The sequence below is a fragment of the Mucilaginibacter sp. SG538B genome (genome assembly GCF_013376065.1).
Taxonomy (GTDB): domain Bacteria; phylum Bacteroidota; class Bacteroidia; order Sphingobacteriales; family Sphingobacteriaceae; genus Mucilaginibacter; species Mucilaginibacter rubeus.
On record NZ_JABMJI010000006.1, the window covers coordinates 329118 to 349591 of the forward strand.

Below are 20474 nucleotides of genomic sequence, written 5' to 3' on the forward strand. Positions count from 1 at the left end.
TCCATTTGTTTTACCGATTTATTCGGAAGGGTTGACTCAAGCTTTATCGCAGAAGTGCTTCGAACCACTTCTGCGTTCTTTTAAGAACCCTGTTTTCTCTGATCAGGTTATTTGACGTAATATTTTTTTCATCGTTTTCAGGTTAGCTGTTAAATAATTGGTTATTTATTTAGTGTAGGTTTAAGGTTTAATGATAATTTTCTTTTCTGAGCCTTTGGTTTGCTGTACAATTTCATAGTTTACTTTAAAATAAGCCAGCATATCCAGTATTTGTGTGGCGTTCGCATCTTTGATCATTTCGCCAGAAAAAACGGTTTTCGGAACACCATACGGGTATGAAACATCAACGTTGTACCAACGCGATAACTGCCGCATAACATCCTCAATTTTTGCTTTTTTAAATTTGAACAGCCCGTTTTTCCAGGCGGTTGCCTCGTTAATATCTGCGTCTTTAATTTCAATTGCTGTATTTGATAAAGACGTTATACTTTGCTGTCCCGGGCGGAGGAGCACACTCCTTGAATCTCTTGATAATTTTATGCTGCCTGCCACCAGGGTAGTTTTTATTACCTGTTCATCATCATAGGCATTTATATTAAACTCAGTACCGATATCTTCAATAGTATGCCCTTTGAAATTTACCCTGAATGGTTGTTTCGCATTATGTACAATCTCAAAATAAACTTCGCCGGTAATATTTACGGTGCGATCATTTCCTTTAAAAGCCGTGGGGTAAGTGATGGATGAGGCAGAGTTTAACCACACCTTGGTACCATCAGCTAACACCAGGTCATATTTCCCCCCGCGGGGGGTACTCAAAGTATTGTAAACTACAACTGAAGGATCGGTATTGTCAGGTGCATAAGCCAACTGACCGTTAGCCGTTTTTACGATTCTGATATTGCCTTGTTTAGCTATTGTCCCGTTTATCTGGCTGTTTAAATTAATCTTGAGGCCGTTGTTTAGTACCAGGACCGCTTTATTACCGCCAGGGGCAATGTCTACCCTTTCAACCTTTGCCGTCATTTGTTGCTGACTGGCTTTCGAATTTGAAAGATAATAGTAGCCCCCTACTGATAAACAAAGTATCACAGAAGCTGCCAATGCTATTCGTGGCCATAGCCGTTTGGTTGCGGCCGGCAGTACAGTTACATTTAATGATTGCCAAACATCCGCTTTCATCTGGTCAATTTCTTCGGATGAAAGCTCCTGTTGTTCGGGGGTCCATTGGGCGTACCACTCCTCCAATAAAATGCGCTCTTCGTCGGTTATCGTGCCGGCGTGATATTTACTTAATAACTCCTGAAGATTGATTTTTGGGTTCAACTGGCTAAGTATTGTCTTATTTATTATAGACAAATAGCCCGGTAGCCAGGGGGGTAAAAATTATTTATCGAATAAAATAAAAATCAAAAATGTTATGATGCCCAATTTAACCCTCAATACTTTAAGCGCATTTTTTACATGGCTTCTTACAGATTGTTCGGTAATATCCAGCTTACCGGCAATCTCCTTATAGGTCATATGATGCTTGCGGCTCATTTCAAAAACGATGCGCATTTTTGGGGGTAAGGCCTGAATTTCTTTGTTAATGATCTCGGTCAGTTGCCGTTCACGCACCAGGTGATCGGTCATGATAGGGGCGATAAGCTGGTCAGGAAGTTTCAATCTATATCTTTCATGGATCTGTTTACGCCCTATTAAGTTCAGGATCCTGTTTCGGGTAGCAGTATACAAATAATTTGACAGGTTGGTTTTAAATTCAATGGAACCATGATTAGCCCACAAAAAAGCGAATAACTCCTGCACTACGTCTCTTGCTTCTTCTTTATCCCTTACGCGGTTAAACGCATGGATATAAAGCAAACCGAAATACCGGTCGTATATCTCTGCAAAGGCCAGCGGATCATCCAGCTTGAGAAGATCTGTTAATTCGGAATCGCTTAATGTGTTATAATTGACCATCGCGATTATTTAAGTTACCTAAAAAAGCACACCTGACTGACGTAAGCAGCCATTGCGTGTAAATAATCAAGTTATTAATTGGCAGATGTATTAAATGTGGTTTTGACATTAAACGCAATTTGAGTAAAATGGCCGATCAACTCCTATGAAGATGTACTGAAAATCTTGAAACGAATTGGCTGGCGTTATAACTTAAATTTCGACTTAAATAAAGCACAATAAAGCAAATTTATTTTTATGCAGGAAATTTATTTCATTATGCCGGACGCGGACATAGCCGGCTTCAATTCAGACGGATTGATCCGCTCGGTTTTGGGGCTGGTAAACATGCGCGGTCACGGATTACCTGTGAATCCGAATAAATTTTGTTCATATATCAATAATTCAAAATCACATTAACGGGATTTCGTGGCTTACTGATAGCTTGATTTTTGATAGTGTGTTAATATTCAGGTATTTATATGATGGTGTTACATTTGAATATTTGATAACAACCATCCCGCGAAACTTTGACTACCTCATCCGGACCCGTGGTATCAGCACATTCAGCTATTGTCATGAAAGCGTTGCTAAACAAGGTCACTAAGATGAATAACTTGATATTTGACAGATCAAAAGCGAGCGTTGATCTTCAGGAGAAAGTCGGCCAATTTTTTTATAATAATCAAGCGGTTCTGAATGTAAACGAAATCGGCGAAGAGGGGTCAATCAAAATGGCTTATCTACTTGCCCTGCTCTTTCAATTGTAATATCGCCGTTGCAGTGAAGGTATCCGAAACCTTTTCTGCTCTTTATAAATGTTTTTATTCTGTGAGGTCACTGCATAACATCCTCGTTTTAACAATGGGATAGCAAATGTTGAGCCCTTTAATAGGTTTTCCCGGTTATCTGAGGCTATGAAGGGCTATGTTATTTATTAAAAACGTACGCTGCCTGTGCGGTTTTATTACAAATGAATATGTGAAAGTTTTTATAACTATTTATTAGTTAGTTAGTTATTGATTTGGAATGACGATTGAGCTAATTGAGCACGTGAATCATATTCCTATTATATGACCTTTTACGATCTGGCATCCCTTGGAAGCTTGTTTACCGGGCTGACGCTTGCTTTGCTGTTGGCAGCCAAAAGCACCGACCGTAGCAGTAACTTATTTTTAAGCTCTGCGTTGGTTACAGTCGTATTGAAGACCGGCGGACTTACACCGGTTCTTTTGCCGGCCCTGGGGCCGCTGTTGTATTTTTATGTGCGGCAGCAAACCTGTCCCGGCCAACGATTCAAACTAATAGAGCTGCTGCATTTCTGCCTCTTGCTGCCTGGATTTTGGATGCCGGGATGGCTGGTATTAATTTCGACCATTGGCTACTTGTATTTGTCACATCGTTTGATCAGTATTTTCTATGACCGGATACAGCCGGTGTTGATGGACCGGCCCCGGCTTGCTTTTCGGCGGCTGGAACAGCGACTTTTCTTGCTGGCTGTGCTCTGCCTGCTCTGGTCATTTTACACCATCTTCGGTTTTGCCGTAGCCTTGGTATTGTTCGGGATGACGGCCGGTGCAATACTGAAACCCCTTGGATCGGTGCAACCACAACCGGTAACGACGGACATACCGGATGCCAGAAGTAAAAGCCGGAAACTTAAAGAAGCGGTAGCCGCCGGCCGCCTTTATGAAGATGCCGAACTGACCCTGGCTACTCTGGCGGTGAAACTGGCGATGCATCCGCATGACTTGTCCCGGATTATTAACCTGGGTATGAAAAAGAATTTTAATGATTTTATCAATGAGTTCCGGGTACGGGAAGTCGTCCGGAAAATGCAGGATAGCAGCTATAACCACCTGACCCTGTTCGGCATCGCTTTCGGGTCCGGGTTCAATTCCCAAAGAACCTTCAACCGGGTTTTTAAAGAAATGACCGGAAAGACCCCTGTGGAATACAAAAACAACCTGAAAAAAGAATGGCCATTTGATAAATTGGCCATTCTGCCGCATAAGCGGCCAGTAATATTGCGTTCGGAAAGTCCGCCAAATCGGGTCTCCGAAAAATTAAAACGCAATCGTATGTTCCGCAATTATTTTAAAACTGCATTCAGAAACCTCCGTCAGCAAAAGTTGTACTCCATCATCAATATCGCCGGTTTAAGTATTGGGCTGGCCTGCGCCATGCTGATCATGCTATATGTTCAGGATGAAGTAAGCTACGACCGCTTTCATCAAAACGCCAGCCAGATCTACCGGATCGATAAGCAAACGACCAAAGATGATAACAGTGTCTCCAACGGCAGTTATACCGGTTATTTCCCCGGTCCGCGTTTTGCTGCAAAGATCCCGGAGATACAAAGCTTTGTCCGCTTTCAACCGGCGCAGGCAGATATTAAAATCGGCACCGATGTCAATTCGCAGGGTGTATGTTTTGTCGATGCTAACTTTTTTTCGGTATTTAGTTTTCCTTTACTTAGTGGTGATGCACGTTCCGTATTAACCCAGCCCAATTCCGCGGTAATTACCGAAGAAATGGCGAAAAAGTATTTTGGGCGTTCAAACGCCGTTGGCCAGATTATCTCCATCAAGGACGACAGTGTATTTAGACCCTGCATGATCACAGGGATTGCCAGGGATTGCCCGCAAAATTCATCCCTCAAATTCCAGGTACTGCGACCGCTGCATGTTTCTGCTGCAGCCGAAAATAATAATGCTAATTGGTTTAACTCATTTCTCAGCACTTTTGTCGTGCTATCTCCCGGCGCGGATATTAAAGCTGTTGAAGCAAAAATGAACCAGGTATTTGTATCAGATGCCGGCAAAGCCATTGGGGAGATAAAAAATAAATATCACGTAAAAAATATCGGTATAGCTTATTTGCTGGAGCCGCTTACTAGTATTCATCTGGGTAAGATGGTGCCGGGTGAAAACGAAATACTCCGCGATAAAAGTAACCCCGAATTTGCGTATATTCTTTCGGCTATTGCCCTTTTTGTGCTGCTGATCGCCTGTATCAATTTTGTTAACCTTACCATAGCACGTTCGGTAAAGCGGGCAAAAGAGATCGGTATCCGTAAAGTGATCGGCGGCACCAGACAGCAATTACGGCTGCAATTTCTAAGTGAGTCTTTTGTGCTTTGTCTGATCGCTTTCACCGTCGCGATAGGGATCGTTATAACGCTATTGCCTGTATTTGGCGGGTTAGCCAATAAAGTGCTGTCGCTTACTTATTTGCTTAATGCAAAACTGGTGAGCTGTTATATCGCGCTTTTTGTGCTCACCGGTTTACTGGCCGGGTTTTATCCCGCTAGCATTTTGTCCGGTTACCACCCGGTCAAAACGTTGTACAGTCGTTTTAACCTGGCCGGGAAAAGTTATTTACAAAAGGCCTTGGTCGTCTTTCAGTTCGCGCTGGCTTCTTTTTTAATCATAGGCGCGATCACCATTTTTTTACAGTTCAATTACCTGACCACGCAAAGTCTGGGTTATAATGATCGTAATTTGATTACGGTTGACCAATTCCCTTTGACCCGAAGTGAAGCGGCTTTGATAAAAAAGAAATTGATGGAGAATCCCAATATTGTTGAAGCTGCTCCTAAAAATGGCGGTTATAATAACAATACAGTAAAAATAAATGGTGATCAGCAGATTAACATTGCTGTTGAAGCGATAGATGCTGATTATTTACCGCTCCTTCGTGTACCCGTTATTGCCGGCAGGAATTTTTCAGTTGCCTATCCGTCGGATCAGCTAAAATCAGCCTTGATCAATGAGGCGTTTGTCAAAGAAGCCGGTTGGAAGCAACCCGTTGGGCAGCAAATCAACACCTTTGGTAATGAGACCTACACGGTCATAGGTGTGGTTAAGGACTACCATTATCAGCCTTTGACTGAAAAAACAGGCCCGCAGCTTTTCACCATGAATCCGGCAAATAGTTTCGGTATGATGTACATTAAAATCAAGCCCGGCACAGAGACCGCGAGCCTCCGGTTCATTGGCCGGGTATTTAAAGAATTGTTCCCGCTGAATCCTTTCGTTTACAACTTTAAACAAGACCAGAATAAGCAAAGTTATGCAGCCGAAGCCAGGTGGAAAGCGATCATTTTATTCAGTGCCGCAATTACTATCTTTATATCCTGTATCGGCTTGTTCGGCTTATCTGTATTGGCCGTTGAGAAGCGGGTCAAAGAGATCGGCATACGCAAAGTGCTTGGAGCTTCAGCAGGCAACGTAGTGGTAATCCTCTCAGCGGATTTTTTTAAGCTGGTCGTTATCGCGCTCGCCGTATCTATTCCGTTTGCCTGGATCGCGGCCAGCCAGTGGCTGCAACATTACCCCTACCGAATTATACTCAACTGCTGGTTGTTTGTATCCGGTAGTGTATTGGTTATACTGATCGCCCTGATCACCATTAGTTTTCAATCTGTCAGGGCAGCGATTGCCAACCCGGCCAAAAGTCTACGAACGGAGTAAGTTATTTACCATTTCTCAGTTTACTGGCCTGCTAAATACCCCGAAGAATAGAACTAAAGCAACTTAATGATGAAGAAAATCATGTTCCTGATTTTGTTGGCCCCGGTGCTTTGCCGGGCACAGCATGTTTCTCAAACAGACTGGAAGAATTTTTGGACGATGCGCGATAGCGTATCAGCCAGCCCTGATACAGCCCGGCAACTTGCCGCGGTTAACCGTCTGTATATCGGCAACGCCAGTGAAGGTCTGAAAGCGTTCATGCGTAATAAAGACGGCCTGGACCGTAAATGGCTGGCGTTGCTTAAGAGCAATCCCGGCTTTTGGGATACCCTGCAAAGAAAGCAATTCATGATCTATGCTACCGTACGAAAACTGGAAAGACAGATCGCCCGCTTTCAAAAGCTATATCCCGGGCTGAAGCCCGCACAGTCCTATTTTATTGTTGGTTTACGACAGCAGGGCGGCACGGTCCGCGGCAGTCTGTCGCTCATCGGGGTGGAAGTCGTGTTGAACGATCCTGAGATGACAGGCGATCAGTTGGTACGCATGGGGATTCACGAGTATACCCACACGCAGCAAAAGCGTCCGGATTTTCAGCATATCAATGTACTGACTTCGGCTATCCGGGAGGGGGCCTGCGATTTTGTGGCCAAACGGGTAACCGGCATCCCAATGAAAACACCTTATATGGCCTACGGTCCCCTGCACGAAAAGGAAGTGTGGCACTCTTTCCGACAGGAAATGTATACTCAAAATAATGATAACTGGGTGAGTACCGGCCTTAACCCGGCGTTGCCCGCGCCTGACCTGGGCTACTTTATCGGTTACCGGATATGCCAGGCCTATTATGACCAGGCAAAAGATAAAAAAGCGGCGCTAAAGGAAATCATCGAATTAGATTACGCAAACCCGGTAGCAGTGGACGATTTTTTCAAACATTCGGGCTACCAGGGCGGGCGGTCAAGTAAATGAACCACGATTTAAACCAGGCCATAATAACGGTGATAACCAAAGTAGCTTGCTGCCCACATACTGGCTAATTTCAGCGAGGATTGACTATAACCCGGTTTTTTTAAGCGCTGAGCTTAAAGTGGCCTCTCCGGATGGAGATTTGTTCAGGATCGCATGGGAAATCCGGGAAAAGAAGAAATAATCCGAATAGCTATCTGTTTTTATGTCATTAATCTTCATAAAACTGTATCGTACAACGATTTTCCTGCGTAATATCTATTATACCCGTAACCTGAATTACCATGAAAAAATTCCTGATCATCTCTACCCTGTTATTTATCGTAAGTGTCGGCTGTAAAAAAGAAAATGTTGGTGGCGGCGGACTTTGTGCATGCTCCCCGGTACGTGGGCCCGAAGTTAATTTAGTTATAAAAAACACTAACGGAGGCGATCTTTTAAATGATAATACAACAGGATCATATACAAAAGACAGGATCGCTGTATACAGGAAAGATGGAAATGGTAATGTCATCCCAATGGACTTTGCGATACGACCAGGGTTTTCTTATGGTAATGAGAAGTTCAATTTCAATACCTTATTCCTTGGTAATCTTACTTTTCTGCAAAAATCACCTGCCGATGTTATCTATCTGAAGCTGGGAGAAAAGGAAGCCGGGGAGTTACGTATACAACTCAATCAGGAGAAATATGAGGTAGAAAAAGTGATGATCGGTAAAGAGGAAGCCGTAAAGGATTCCGGTACCGTCTCCAGGTATGCTGCTGTTTTTTATCTGATACAATAGAACTGGCATCTTCGTTATCATTTCCGATAACTTTAAAATACGACCTTAAAAAAGACGATCTATTTGGAATCATAGCCTTGCGATAAACCTTAGTAAGCGTCTCGCTGTCATCTGTTAATTTAATGAGTTTGTCCCTTATCCGGAATGTTTTTACGCAACTATGTGATTTGAATTAACAGGCTTTAAGTAATCGATGCGGCAGTTCATCCGGCAGTTCGCTTCGTGCTATAGTCTCGACTGCTTTTTCGTTATCGTAATCAAAGCGGATGAATTCAGCCTTTAAGCCGCCGTTCGCCCTTAGGAGATGATGTCGCGAGGCCGGCATCGAGATCATAATATTAATAACGAACCATTAATTTACTGTAATGCCTAATACGTACTTGTATGCGCTCATTTTACTGTAATTCTGTATCTTGGGGCATGGAATTTCGTTTCGCTGAACCAAACGACTTAAAGGCGCTGGCTGCTATTCGCGGGACGGATGATAATTCTGAAAGCTATTGGTTTAACCGGATTTCCGGTTATTATCACGGTACACACAGCCCACAACTGGCGTTAACCCCGCGTGTTATTATCATCGCTACTGACGATTTCAGGGTTATTGGATTTGTAGCAGGACATTTAACCCGCCGTTATGATTTCGATGGAGAACTGCAATGGATTGACACTATACCTGACTACCGGGGAAGGGGCATTGCCACAAGTTTATTTCAGCTTTTGAAAAACTGGTTTATAGAACAGGGTACAAAACGCATTTGTGTCAATTGCGCTTCTGACAACCTGGTCGCTTTAAATTTTTATAAGAAAAATGGTGCCGTTCCACTGAATGAATACTGGCTCGTCTGGGAAGATATTGGACAGGGATTATAGATGATTCAACTCATTTTACTTGCAACAACAACGTCCGTCTATCGCAGAAAAGTATCTTTGGAAGATTGCAGATCTTTTAGGCCTGCATAGACTGCTTCATTTGCCTTTTCGGACTGTATGTTGATTTAGCTTGATTAACCTTGTTATGGCAGGCTTATTATTCAGAATGTATTTCATAAGGAGCAAATGGTTATTTGTATGGAGAACCCTGTTGTCCATATAAAGTATTTTAGAAAACAGGTGGATCATATACGAGTTTTATTTAATAAATATGGCCACGTTTTTATAGATTTAAACATTTTTATGCTATTAAATAATTAAAGCGGAAATGGACAGTAAGTGCATTTCGTTGTTAGCCAAAAAATCATCGCTTTTCCCGGCCGGCCGGAAACTTACGCTCTTGCTATAGTTATGCATGTTCCTTTTCCCGGTGCCGAAGCTAATAAAAACTGAAACCCGATTTGCTCTGCCCGGTGCTGCATGTTTCCCAATCCATAGCCGGTAGGTTTGCTGCTGACCTGAAATCCTATACCGTCGTCGGTTATGGCAAATGATAGCCTGTTATGATGGTCTGGTTTAATGACGATGCTGATATTACTGCATTTCGAATATTTAAAGCAGTTGTTGATCGCCTCTTTTGCAATCAATAAAAGGTTTCTCTTTTCGATCTTGGACAAATGCTGGTTTTTTATTCCCGGATCAACATATGTTTCAAATTTAATCCCGTTCGCATGAGCCGGGGGCAGCACGAAGTTTTTGATACGTTCCATCAGCACGTCGATATTGTCCTGTGAATCCTCGAGGACCCATAGCATGTCACGGAGGCCCGCTGTCATACCGGTTATAAGCGTTTCAATTTCGTTCAGGTAGGATTGGTTCTGTTTTTTTTCGATCGCGAGGTGTGTGAAAATCTTGATTGAGTTGAGGCTGCTGCCCAGGTCGTCATGCAGGTCATTGGCAATATCCCGCCTGATGCGGTGCTGAATTTTAACCTGTTCAATACGATAGCGGTAAATACTATACAAAACACTGCATAGGAAAAGGATCATCAATACTTCAAACCACAGGGTTTGGTACCATTTGGGGACAAAGATCATCGATAACCTGATCGGCGCGGTAGTCCATATACCATTTTCATTGGAAGATTCCACTGATAAATGATAGCGACCGGGATTGATACCAATAATGTTGATGAAATTTCTTGTTCCTAAGTCGATCCAGTCATCGTTAAGTTCCTCAATTTTGTACCGGTACTGAACTCTTTTGGAATTATTGTAATGTAAGCCGGTAAAAGAGATCGTGGTTTGTAAGGCGTCATCGGGAACCAATAATTCTGAAATGTTTAAATTTCTCGATACCGTGCTGGCTAATTTGGAGTCTATCCTGATATCGGTGAAGTACAATTTTGGCGGATGGCGATCAATGATCAGCATTTTAGGGTCAATAATCGTGAACCCGTTCAAACCGCCTGCATATATTTTCCCTCCAGATTCGATACCACAATTTTCATCAAAGGCGCTGGAATGCAGGCCATCCTCCTCGTAGTAATTGGTAAAGGATGAGGTAGATAGATTATACACCGATAAGCCATTGTTTGATGTTACCATCAGGTTATCGCGATCAACGCGGAATATTTTATAAACACCGTCATTGCATAAGCCGTTAGCACTGTTGAGTACTTGAAATACTTTGCCGGCGGCGTCGATTTCCACTATTCCGAGGCTGTAATTGGCCAGCCAGAACCGGCCATTGACCTCACATATATCAAAATACAGTCTTAATGGATTACCGGAAACCGGGTTTTTTATATTCAGATAACTCACTTTTGAGAAATCTTTTTCGATGACATCGATCCCGAAATCGGATAATACCCATAACCGACCGGAACTGTCCTGAAAGATTTTTTTTACGATATTGCTTCGCAACCTTATAGGTGAGCTGTTATTATTGACGATCCGGAGTGTCCGCCGTTTGAAATTCCAGCAAAAAAAACCTCTGTCATTATCTGAACCTATTACCTCGAGAGAATCACCTATCCTTATTGCGCTGTTGATATAGTTGCCTGACACCGGTTTTAATTCCGGGTAATAAGCGTTAACGGGGATTAATTTTCCCGCGGTAAACACATATAGCCCGTCGTCACCTGAAACAATTACGCGCTTGTTGAAGTCCGTGAAGGCAAAATTGAAAGATCTTTTTTGGTCGATCTTAGAGAATCTGTCGGTCGTGCTATCATACAGCAAAAGACTTTTTTCCTGGCCAACCAATATCTTACCGAAAGGTAAGGGATACAGATTATAGGTATGCGTAAGTCCGGCGTGTGCATACCCTGTATTATTAAAACCCCGGAACGCGGATGAGGTAGTGGACAGATAGGCAAGTCCCCGTTTACAACCGATCCACAGGTTGCCATCACTGTCCGTACACAGGTGGTTGATTTCGTTTAACCAGGATTCTTCGCCATTGCTGTTGGACTCCTTGATCTTGATGCAGGTTGACAGTCCTTCGTCGGTCTTATACAAGCCGCTGTTTCCGGCGAGATAAATATGACCGGCGGCCTTTGTCATCGCTGTGGTCTGCTCGCGGGCCAGGGTCATCAGGGGGCCGGCAAACCGACGGCGGATGACAAGTTTCAGACTGTTGTTATAACTTAGGGCGATCAAACCGGATGATGTGCCAAGCAGAAGTTCTCCTGGTTTAAGTTCTATAACGGTCTTAAAGATCAGCGGGCCTGTTTCTCCGGTCAGTTGTGCATTGGTGATGACCTTAATGATGTTTTTGGTCTTTCCGTCAATAACGGCAATCCCGTAGTGGTTAAAGAAAGCCCAGATACGGCCTGAGCGGTCAGTGAAGATTGTCCTGACAGCGTACAGATCGTCGTCTCCGTTTTTTTTAAACGGGGAGGAAGGGCCGTTGATCCGGGCTTGTCTGACGATATCATATATTTTGATACCGTTGGTACAACCCAGCCAAAGCTGGTCCCGATAAAGGGTCATCGACACCGCCCAGTCGTCATTGTCTGCGCGAAGTCCCCTGATTGTTTTAACTACTTTCCCGGTTTCATAGTCAACCGCGTTTAATACGATCTCCGGATTTAAAACCCAGACCCAATGCCTAGAAGTATCGGTTATCAGCCAGCGTATATCCGTGCCGTAAAGCTTTCGGGTTTTTTCGGCGTTCTCCGTATACCTGGAAAAGGCCTTGCCATCGAACAGATTTAACCCGTCCTGGGTCGCTATCCACATAAAGCCTTTAGGGTCCTGCAGGGTATGGTGAATATTATAACTTGATAAGCCGTCGTTTTGGGTATATTTTAATAATAAATGGGTCTCCGTCTGTTGGGAAACGCTTTTAAATGAATATATTAGGAGTAAAAAACACGCAATATGGAAACTCATGCTGTTATCCGGAAATGGAATATTATTTTTCTAATATATGCAGAATTGGAGGATATTACAACTAATTTTAATGGCCAGGATGGCTATGAAGCGGATGTGAAAGCAGACCTTGATCAACTTCTGAAAATAATACTCGAAATTGATACGCATGACAGTTTCAACCTGCTCACAATAGAAAATAAAGTTCAGATAAAAGATGAAATTATTCAAAGCGACGCGACTTACATTAGCCGACTGATCTTCGATCCCTGTAAAGGAAATAACACCTTGTTGCAACTGCAGCAATTGGAGGACCGTGACTTTGCACAGAAAAGCGACAGCATAAAAAAGGTATTTCGTTATATAGACCGGTATTATCCGGCCGAAAAGAACATGCTGATCACCTGGGATCATGGATCGGCATTTGGTATTTTTAAAAAAAAGCTGAAAGATCCGCCTCGTCCTGAAGATGAAGAGGTTAGCCCGGCCAGAGGGGGGGCAGGCATGGCCGATGATTTGCCGATCCAGGCGAAGGAGGACCTTCTATCCGTAAACACAAAGGTACCGGAATCTCCGTGTTATAAGGTCCTGGCACAAAAAAAGCTCGATGAGAACAATACAATCTTGGTAGTGAAAAATAGGCGCTTTTTACGACCGGATACTTTTTTTACTGAAAAAATGCGGTCAGGCACTTCTGAAGAAGCGCAAACAATAGATTTTGCATTGCTTTCCAATGATAAGCTGGCAGAAGCGATCAGCATGGGTTTTAAAGGAAAGCAGGTCGATGTATTGCTCATGTTCAACTGTTTTATGCAAAATGTGCATACCTGTTTTTCCCTTTGTAAAAATGTGAGTCACCTGGTAGCTCCGGAAGGAAGTATCTGCGCTCCCGGTTATGACTACAAAGCTATTGCCAGGTCAATCAAAGAGAGTCAGGGAAACATTGATGGTAAACAGCTTGCCAGGTTGGCGGTGAATACCTTCCGAAAGAATTATATATTCTGGAAACGCGCTGCGGCCCTAAAAGCTATTGGCGTATTTGCTTTTTCGCTGCAAGACTATGAACAACAAATGATTGCTGCTTTAAAAGATTGGATCCAGTCGATGGAAGAAATGATCCGGACTTTCACGGAACTGCCTGGTGAGATGCGGGCCGCCAGGGCTCATGATTACGAATTTGGGATCGTTCAGGACATGGACTATCAATTTATAGATCTGAACAATTATATGCTTGATCTCGTAAAGCGATCTGATAAACCGGCGCTGAAAAAGCCGTATTCGGCGGGGATCAGAGCTTTGAAAAAATCATTAAAAGTAGCGAGTACCGCAATAAGAACAGCAAGTACCATTGGCAGGGGATTTTATGCAGATGGGCGGGGAACCTCACAAACGATAGACAAACAACGGCCGACCGGTATATCCATTTATTTCCCTCAGGAAGCGCAGCAGCCGCCCGGAGCAATCGAGCAGTTGTTTATAATTCCCGGTGCACCATTTGTCACGAGCTTAATTGAGGTTTTAAAATGGAGGGAGTTTATCGATGTGGTTTATCCCCCCTCCACTTAAGCTATTACACATGATCAGTTGCCATAATCCCTTTTGGGTTCGGCAAGCGCAAGCTGTAAATTCAAAAAGCCCTGCTGATCAGTAAAAGTTACTGACAGCGCGTTCCCGCCTTTGGGCTGGGCCGTTTCGGGTAAATACATTTTGTCCGTACTGGCAAAACCGACTTCATTTTTAGCCAGTTTATACTCACCCTGGCCGTCCGGCGGGACGACTCTGAATAATCTGGGATCAATAGGAATTGTAACAGTCAGAACCGCCGAATTGATCGTACCGGTAGTGTCCTTTCCTATTTTGATCTCAGCGTTTACACCGCTATCATTATTGCCAGGATTGGATAAGGTTTCACCAAATGGGAAAACCAGAAGGGGAGAAGCAGCCATAATGTAAAAATTTAAAGGTTAAAATAATTTATTCTTTTAAGATTACTTAGTTTTCAGTTCAACCAGACCTAATTTTATGCCTTCTAATGCCATTCCGGTCCGGCTCTTTACGTTTAATTTGCTGAACAGCGATTCCCGGTAACCATCGATGGTTTTCTCGGATAAAAACATTTTCGAGGCAATTTCCTTGTAGGTAAAGTCGCTGCAGGCCAAAGTCAAAAACTGTTTTTCCCGGTCAGTAAACTTCATTTCTTCCTGATTCCTTAACAGCCGGCGGTAATGCAGCCGAAATGTGTCGCCATTATAAAAACCTGTTTCACTTAATTGAAGCAACGCCGTTTCCAGTTCTTTGGGATGCACATCTTTCAACAAATAAGCGGAGCAACCAGCCCGCAACATGCTTAGTATCGAATGGTCATCCTCTTTCATTGACAACGCCGCCGTTTTTATTAAGGGAAAGCGTTCCGCGATCCGGGAGACTGTCGCAGGACCATCCATTACCGGCATCTGTACATCAATCAAAACAATATCGGGCAGCTTATCCAGCGTGGTTAACTGTCTTAGCAGCTCCGCACCATTTAAGGCTTCCACTACTACTACGAAATTATCGAATGAATTGATCAGACCGGATAATGACCGCAGAAATAATTGCTGGTCATCGGCTATACCTACTGTTATCTTCATGGGGAAATTTGTGATTCAGATCGATGTTAGGTTGTTATTGTGCTTAATATTGCATACCTGCATAAGCCGATCTAATTTGCACAAAAAAAATTATACCTCAAAGAGCTTAACCGCCTTTTTCTTACTGAAGCGAATACAATTATAAAACCTCCTGTCAAATTTTTGTACCGGAAAAATCCGGTTTTATATACCGGGTTTTTCCTCTTAATTATCTGTTTATAAGCGATTTAAATTTGTTCTGTACAAAACTTATTGCTCACGCTAAAAAACTTAAACAATGAACGGTATCAGAATAGCAGTCCTGAATCAATTTGCAGGCTTAACAGACGACGAGGTTGCCGCAGCAGTTACAGCCTTACAGATACAAGTACATGAACACTTTGAACCGGCATGGGGAATCGATGCTGAGGTCACTTTCTATCCTGACGGTCAGGCACCCGCCGGATGCTGGCAATTGGTTATTCTAAACAACTCGGACCAGGCCGGCGCTTTGGGCTATCATGATTTAACGAATGAAGGTTTGCCGCTCGGCAAAGTCTTTGCCGGTACGGATTTGGCATACGGCAACTCATGGACCGTTACCGCCAGTCATGAATTGCTGGAAATGCTTGGCGACCCGGATATCAATCTGACCGTTTTTATCGAAAACTCGGCCAACGGTGGGATCCTTTACGCTTACGAAAATTGTGATGCCTGTGAAGACGACCGCTACAGTTACGCGATCAACGGCGTTCAGGTATCCGATTTTGTTTTCCCATCCTGGTTTCAAAACTTTAACCTGCCTAACACGCAATATGATTATTGCAACCATATCACCCAAGCTTTTGAGTTATTGCCCGGCGGGTATATCGGATACTATAACGTTAACGCAGGCGGCGGCTGGCAGCAAAAATACGCAACTGGCCAGTCGCTCAAGTACAGCATGCGTGCGTATATAGCAGCAGGCGGGAAAGGAGAAGAACGCCAAAGGTCCAGTGGATTAAAAGCAATGTGAATAAAGTTTTAACATCTAAAAACAGATTTGCCCGGGAATTGACAGCTGAAATAGGGCTGAGACCTATCACCTTCACTGTAAAGTTTTACGATGGGAAAGGCGGTATATGCTTTTTTGACGTAAGCATGGGGAATGATGGTAAATGTATCAATTCTGATGATGGCGACACGCAGTCATTTACCGTTAACCAAGCGCCAGGTATTCAGATAATTGTGGTAACCGGAAGCGCGCCAAACGGCGGAAAAATCACAGTGGAGGTTACAGACGCACGGGGGAACGTGTTAACAACTGCCGATGATAATTCCTTTTCCGGCAATATCATCAAAAGTTTTATTAAGCCATATACTTTAAACTGATATAGATCATGAAAAAACTTTCTCTCATGGCGCTGTTTGTGCTGTTTCTAACAGGAAAAGCCTTTGGTCGGGCAGATAGTCTGATGGCTGACACTGATAAGTTCAATCCTGAAGTGGAGCGTTTTTTTCAAAAAGGGCCATCTAAAGCGGGTATAAGCTATGAAGCGCTTTCAAAGTTCGTACAGGCCGGTGTGACGACTGAAAATAATGGCGGATTTACGTTTAAGTCTACGTTATTCGGAACAGCCAATTTTTTTAAACACGGGAAATTGGACTTGTCAGATTATTATAACAGTAAGTTAGGGAAATTTCAACGGAATTTTGAATATCAACTGGGGGTGAGTAAGGGCAACTCCCGAAGCTACAATATATTTAATGGCGGATTCAAATATGCGATCGTAAACCGCCGGGACAGCAGTGATTTTAACTTTTTTAATATCCTCGTATCCGGCCTGAAAGCCATCGGGAATTTTCAGGAAAAGGCATTGAAGATCTATAAAGACAAAATAACGGAAGACCCTGCCCTTGTTCAGGAACTGGTTGCCGGTATTAATAAATACAGGGACTCCAATAATCTGATGGATCTTCCAAAAGGACTTTTGGCAGTGCGTGACAGTCTCTCCGCATTAATGTTGCACAGAGACGAAAGCGCCTTCTTGGATAGCCTGCAACAGGTTTATAATGCCAAGGTGAAAGCGCTCAACTCGAGAGGCCTGGCAACACTGGGTATCAATTCCCGGTACAGATCGAATACCGGTAAGATCGACAGCCTGAATATTTCTTTTGAATACCTCGTTGGTCTTGGTAAAAATCATAATAAAGCATGGAACGTTGACCTGCAGTTAAACAATATCTTTTTACAGGATTCAATTAGTAAGCGTGGCTTGTCCCGAAATATTTCGAGGGCTTCCCTGGGCATCAATAAAGTATTGATTAACGATAAGTCAGGCGGCGGGAGCCCTTTATTCGAATTTGAACTGGCCTGTGAGGATATCTGGCTGGATCATGGCCAAACTTATGCTAATGAGGCGAGGAACACGGTAAACGCAAACGCCATTTTTCAGGTTCATTTTTCCAAATCAATGTCTTTACCCGTTACCCTAAAATATGACGTTAAACATCCCAAGCTGTTTGGGTTTCTGTCGATTCAATGGAATCTTGACGATAACAGTACAACGAATAAATAACCCCATATCATATGCCAAATATCAAATGTATTACCCCGGGATGTCCTCATTGGATCTCGGATCCCTGTATAAAAACAAATGCGTTGTTTCAGATCCGGACTGATCTGATGGAGCGCCTGGAAAACACCCCGGGCGACAAAGAAGCTATGACAGGTATTAATCACCTGGATGCGATAATGGAAAGCGAATTGGGTTTTCAGGATGTACAGGCGCGTTACCAGATACATAAAAAAGCTGCAGAAGGGGCATCGGAAGTTCACCTCTTTACCCTGATCTGTGTATTAGGTCACAAGAATCAATGTCAACTTAAATGTTCTTAATGTTATGCCCATTAACGATCAAAACCAGAGCTCAGACATATTCTGGCTGAATATAGGAGCGGAAGAAATATACAATTCTACACAAATCAGAAAAGATGCCGTGCAAAAACTTCAGGCTACCATCGCTTGGGTATTCAGTGTCTACACGGCTACGACCATTGGTTCGACCGTTTTTGGTAAGAGCGACTGGAATGTATGGGCTTTGTTGGTACTTGGGTTAGGTTTTATGGGATTGACGCTGGCCTATTGGCTGGCAACGGTCGCCGGATTCCCGGTTCCGCAATCCTTTTATGCCAATGAAGTTGCCTCGATACAAACTGCTTTCAATGATGCTATAAAGCGGAGTAATTCCCGGTTTAAGTCTGCGGTTATTTTAACTTCAATAGGCGTCTTTCTTTACAGCATAGGTTTACTCATCCAATTTGGGTCACCCGCGTTCAACCCCGTCGTAAGGCAAACGACACCTTGCGTATCCCTGAATGCAGTTTCAACTGTGTCCGCGAGAGACCAGGTCATCGTACTGAAGATCAGCTCCCGGAAGAACTCCTGGAATAAAATTACGCTGTTATCAGACACCGTTATAAATAAAAAGGTGGTTACTGACACGATCACCGATGATTGTTGCCTGAACTTGAAAACGACATTCATCTACGCAGATTCAACGGCAACCGGTACAATTAAGTTCAGAAAACCTTCCAAACGACATTTATATGTAATGATCAGCCGGGAAGATACCCTGTCCAGAGGAACACTGGTACAAACTTTTAAACTAAAATATCCCATTTATTAGATATTTTAGAACAGGATCAAAGATCATTTATAGCGATAAGCCAGCGCGATCCGGATCGGGTTTTCCAGTATCCGGCTCATGAGTCCGGTCAAACGATGAGGCTGATAATCGACAGGTACTCATCCCTGATGAGTGCGTCAGTCTTAGCGGAAGCAGCAGCCCGTCAATAGGTCTTAATTTTTCTGATCAGTTCCTCAAGCGTGCCGATAGCTATCGCTTTATCCCGCTCTTCTATTTTCAAGGTGCTGCTACGCGCGCTTTTCCAGGAAAAATTGGGCATTCTTTCCGTTGAAAGGAAAGGCGTAATGCTGCGGAGAACAAGGCTGAACGAACGGGCGCTCAGCAGCCGGGTTTCGTCGGCGGCCTTTAAAAGGATAGCGACCTGGTCGACGCTCAGCCGGCAGGTAATTTTAAAAAGAGGTTGGTGATCCCCCGCTGCCGGTCCGCTGCCGGCTGATTTATGAGTATCCGTCTCGCCGTTAAAATAATGTCGGTAGCGGCGCCGGAATTGCTGGTCCAGCTGTTCGAGTTCCGCGAGGACCTGATTAAAGAAGCTGTTCAGGGGATTGTCTTCGGGATAGGCGGCCATGTTGACTATGGCCTGCCATTTAAGTTCGTCCAGGCTTTCCTGGTATTGCGGGAGCATAGCGGCGATCTTTTTATGGCTTAAGAGCAGGAAGGTTTGAGCGCTCAGGTTTTTTCCAGATCTTTCCGATTTCGGAACGGATTTGCTGTTGCAGGCCGGGCAGATCTTTTAGACTGATCTGTTTCGAGGTGCTGCTTCCGGGAACGAGCGCTGTGCCGATGATTTCATCGAGCCGTTCAAAGGGGTAGCGTAGCCGATCGTTTGTTGCCATAGGTTTGCATAAATATGTGAAGATGAATGTTTTCCAGCCTCAATATGAAGAGCATTGGGCTTCCGGGTAATTCCGGCAGGTGCCTTCAAAGTTAAAGTCATTCATACCGTTGTGGCTTGATCCTGATCAAAATTTGGTTGACGTATTGAAACGGAGGCCTGGCCATGATCAGTTCGTCAATCCGCGGTAATTTACGGTGGCATATGTGTGTATTTACACTGATTCCCAAAGGTACCGCACCAGATATGCACTCTGTCGGTAACGGCCGGCTTTCCGTGTCCTGCCAGTTCTCGGCAAAGTTCTTCAGTCGCCAGTTCGGTACCGATGTTCTGTCCCTGGTATTCCATCGCCGCATTGAAAGTATAGGTGTCTGAAAGAATGGCTGCGTCCGTACACCAGGTCAAAAGTATCCAGGCCTGACAGTGCCCCTTGGCAATCATATCCGCAGACTCCTGATTGGACTGCTGGTAGACGCCGGTTTCACTGGCTTGGCCGTATCCGGGAGTCCAGGCAGCAATACTTGCCCGTTCATGGCAAATCTGATTGTTCCTGCAGTAAACGATGTGCTTCCGTATAGACATAATAGGTCACCCGCGGGCGGTGCTCCGAAGTGTCCGCGACAGACCTGAAATAAGGGTTGATCCAGCGCTTAAAGCCGGCACACAGTTCACTTTTTGCAGACGGATATTTTTGCTGGAGCGCTTTGGCATAGCACCATTGATGGTCTGCGCACGAACGGAAGTCACTGCCGAAAGCAAAATGATCAGGGAAATGACTTTTCTGGTCAGTACATCTCTGTCGCTAAACATTTGAGAGGTTGTGGCATGAAATATTGCTTTGTGATTGGTAGGTTTACCGACTTTACTTGTTCTCTTCCAACCTCCGAAAAAAGTCTCCGTCATTACCCTCAACGAATAAAA

General features: G+C 43.9%; 19 protein-coding genes. 11 read left to right on the forward strand and 8 right to left on the reverse strand.

The window, feature by feature from the left end:
• Nucleotides 1-180 precede the first annotated feature (180 nt).
• Together FHW88_RS26995 and FHW88_RS27000 are read right to left on the reverse strand one after the other, a co-directional pair.
• Entirely contained in the window at nt 181-1326 is a 1146-nt protein-coding gene (locus FHW88_RS26995) for a FecR family protein (RefSeq protein WP_176628670.1), read from the reverse strand.
• A 60-nt stretch (nt 1327-1386) separates the two neighbouring features.
• The gene (locus tag FHW88_RS27000; RefSeq protein ID WP_090533154.1) at nt 1387-1965 is read right to left on the reverse strand and encodes an RNA polymerase sigma-70 factor; all 579 of its coding nucleotides are present in this window, start codon (nt 1963-1965) and stop codon (nt 1387-1389) included.
• A gap of 1052 nt (nt 1966-3017) precedes the next feature.
• Here FHW88_RS27000 and FHW88_RS27005 point away from each other — a divergent pair.
• The 4 genes from FHW88_RS27005 to FHW88_RS27020 all read left to right on the forward strand — a co-directional run bounded on the left by FHW88_RS27005 (nt 3018) and on the right by FHW88_RS27020 (nt 9043).
• A complete protein-coding gene (locus FHW88_RS27005; RefSeq protein ID WP_176628671.1) occupies nt 3018-6419 on the forward strand; it encodes an ABC transporter permease in 3402 nt (1133 codons plus the stop codon).
• Between the two features lie 66 nt (nt 6420-6485).
• On the forward strand, nt 6486-7391 hold the full coding sequence (locus FHW88_RS27010; protein WP_176628672.1) for a DUF2268 domain-containing putative Zn-dependent protease: 906 nt from the start codon (nt 6486-6488) through the stop codon (nt 7389-7391).
• Nucleotides 7392-7672: 281 nt separating this feature from the next.
• Entirely contained in the window at nt 7673-8173 is a 501-nt protein-coding gene (locus FHW88_RS27015) for a hypothetical protein (protein WP_176628673.1), read from the forward strand.
• Nucleotides 8174-8593: 420 nt separating this feature from the next.
• Nucleotides 8594-9043: a GNAT family N-acetyltransferase gene (locus FHW88_RS27020; protein ID WP_176628674.1), complete on the forward strand. Its 450-nt coding sequence runs from the start codon at nt 8594-8596 to the stop codon at nt 9041-9043.
• A 392-nt stretch (nt 9044-9435) separates the two neighbouring features.
• On the opposite strand, the gene FHW88_RS27025 is transcribed toward FHW88_RS27020, so the two are convergent.
• Nucleotides 9436-12441, reverse strand: coding sequence for a two-component regulator propeller domain-containing protein (locus FHW88_RS27025; protein WP_176628675.1), 3006 nt, complete (start codon nt 12439-12441; stop codon nt 9436-9438).
• On the opposite strand from FHW88_RS27025, the gene FHW88_RS27030 reads away from it, so the two are divergent.
• Nucleotides 12430-13986, forward strand: a complete 1557-nt coding sequence (locus FHW88_RS27030) for a clostripain-related cysteine peptidase (protein ID WP_176628676.1) — start codon at nt 12430-12432, stop codon at nt 13984-13986. The two genes, FHW88_RS27025 and FHW88_RS27030, sit on opposite strands and share 12 nt — an antisense overlap.
• Before the next feature lie 14 nt (nt 13987-14000).
• On the opposite strand, the gene FHW88_RS27035 is transcribed toward FHW88_RS27030, so the two are convergent.
• Together FHW88_RS27035 and FHW88_RS27040 are read right to left on the reverse strand one after the other, a co-directional pair.
• Nucleotides 14001-14366 (reverse strand): hypothetical protein, encoded by a 366-nt coding sequence (locus FHW88_RS27035; RefSeq protein ID WP_090533138.1) that lies wholly within the window; start codon nt 14364-14366, stop codon nt 14001-14003.
• A 42-nt stretch (nt 14367-14408) separates the two neighbouring features.
• Nucleotides 14409-15050, reverse strand: a complete 642-nt coding sequence (locus FHW88_RS27040; RefSeq protein ID WP_090533136.1) for a response regulator transcription factor — start codon at nt 15048-15050, stop codon at nt 14409-14411.
• 277 nt (nt 15051-15327) lie between these two features.
• Between FHW88_RS27040 and FHW88_RS27045 the strand changes: the two genes are divergently transcribed.
• From FHW88_RS27045 to FHW88_RS27065, 5 genes are read left to right on the forward strand one after another with little or no spacing between them, the layout of a single operon-like run.
• Nucleotides 15328-16044, forward strand: a complete 717-nt coding sequence (locus FHW88_RS27045) for a hypothetical protein (protein ID WP_176628677.1) — start codon at nt 15328-15330, stop codon at nt 16042-16044.
• Nucleotides 16041-16400, forward strand: a complete 360-nt coding sequence (locus FHW88_RS27050) for a hypothetical protein (RefSeq protein WP_176628678.1) — start codon at nt 16041-16043, stop codon at nt 16398-16400. The genes FHW88_RS27045 and FHW88_RS27050 overlap by 4 nt, the downstream gene beginning before the upstream one ends.
• An 8-nt stretch (nt 16401-16408) precedes the next feature.
• Nucleotides 16409-17587: a hypothetical protein gene (locus FHW88_RS27055; RefSeq protein ID WP_176628679.1), complete on the forward strand. Its 1179-nt coding sequence runs from the start codon at nt 16409-16411 to the stop codon at nt 17585-17587.
• An 11-nt stretch (nt 17588-17598) separates the two neighbouring features.
• On the forward strand, nt 17599-17907 hold the full coding sequence (locus FHW88_RS27060) for a hypothetical protein (protein WP_176628680.1): 309 nt from the start codon (nt 17599-17601) through the stop codon (nt 17905-17907).
• A gap of 4 nt (nt 17908-17911) precedes the next feature.
• Entirely contained in the window at nt 17912-18697 is a 786-nt protein-coding gene (locus tag FHW88_RS27065) for a hypothetical protein (RefSeq protein ID WP_176628681.1), read from the forward strand.
• Between the two features lie 163 nt (nt 18698-18860).
• Here the strand turns inward: FHW88_RS27065 and FHW88_RS27070 are convergent, their stop codons facing one another.
• The 3 genes from FHW88_RS27070 to FHW88_RS27080 all read right to left on the reverse strand — a co-directional run bounded on the left by FHW88_RS27070 (nt 18861) and on the right by FHW88_RS27080 (nt 19958).
• Complete coding sequence (locus FHW88_RS27070; RefSeq protein ID WP_176628682.1) at nt 18861-19343, reverse strand: hypothetical protein; 483 nt, start codon at nt 19341-19343, stop codon at nt 18861-18863.
• A 13-nt stretch (nt 19344-19356) separates the two neighbouring features.
• On the reverse strand, nt 19357-19554 hold the full coding sequence (locus tag FHW88_RS27075; protein WP_176628683.1) for a hypothetical protein: 198 nt from the start codon (nt 19552-19554) through the stop codon (nt 19357-19359).
• Between the two features lie 191 nt (nt 19555-19745).
• Entirely contained in the window at nt 19746-19958 is a 213-nt protein-coding gene (locus FHW88_RS27080; RefSeq protein WP_139160041.1) for a hypothetical protein, read from the reverse strand.
• A 157-nt stretch (nt 19959-20115) separates the two neighbouring features.
• On the opposite strand from FHW88_RS27080, the gene FHW88_RS27085 reads away from it, so the two are divergent.
• The gene (locus FHW88_RS27085) at nt 20116-20367 is read left to right on the forward strand and encodes a hypothetical protein (RefSeq protein ID WP_176628684.1); all 252 of its coding nucleotides are present in this window, start codon (nt 20116-20118) and stop codon (nt 20365-20367) included.
• The last annotated feature ends 107 nt before the right edge of the window (nt 20368-20474 follow it).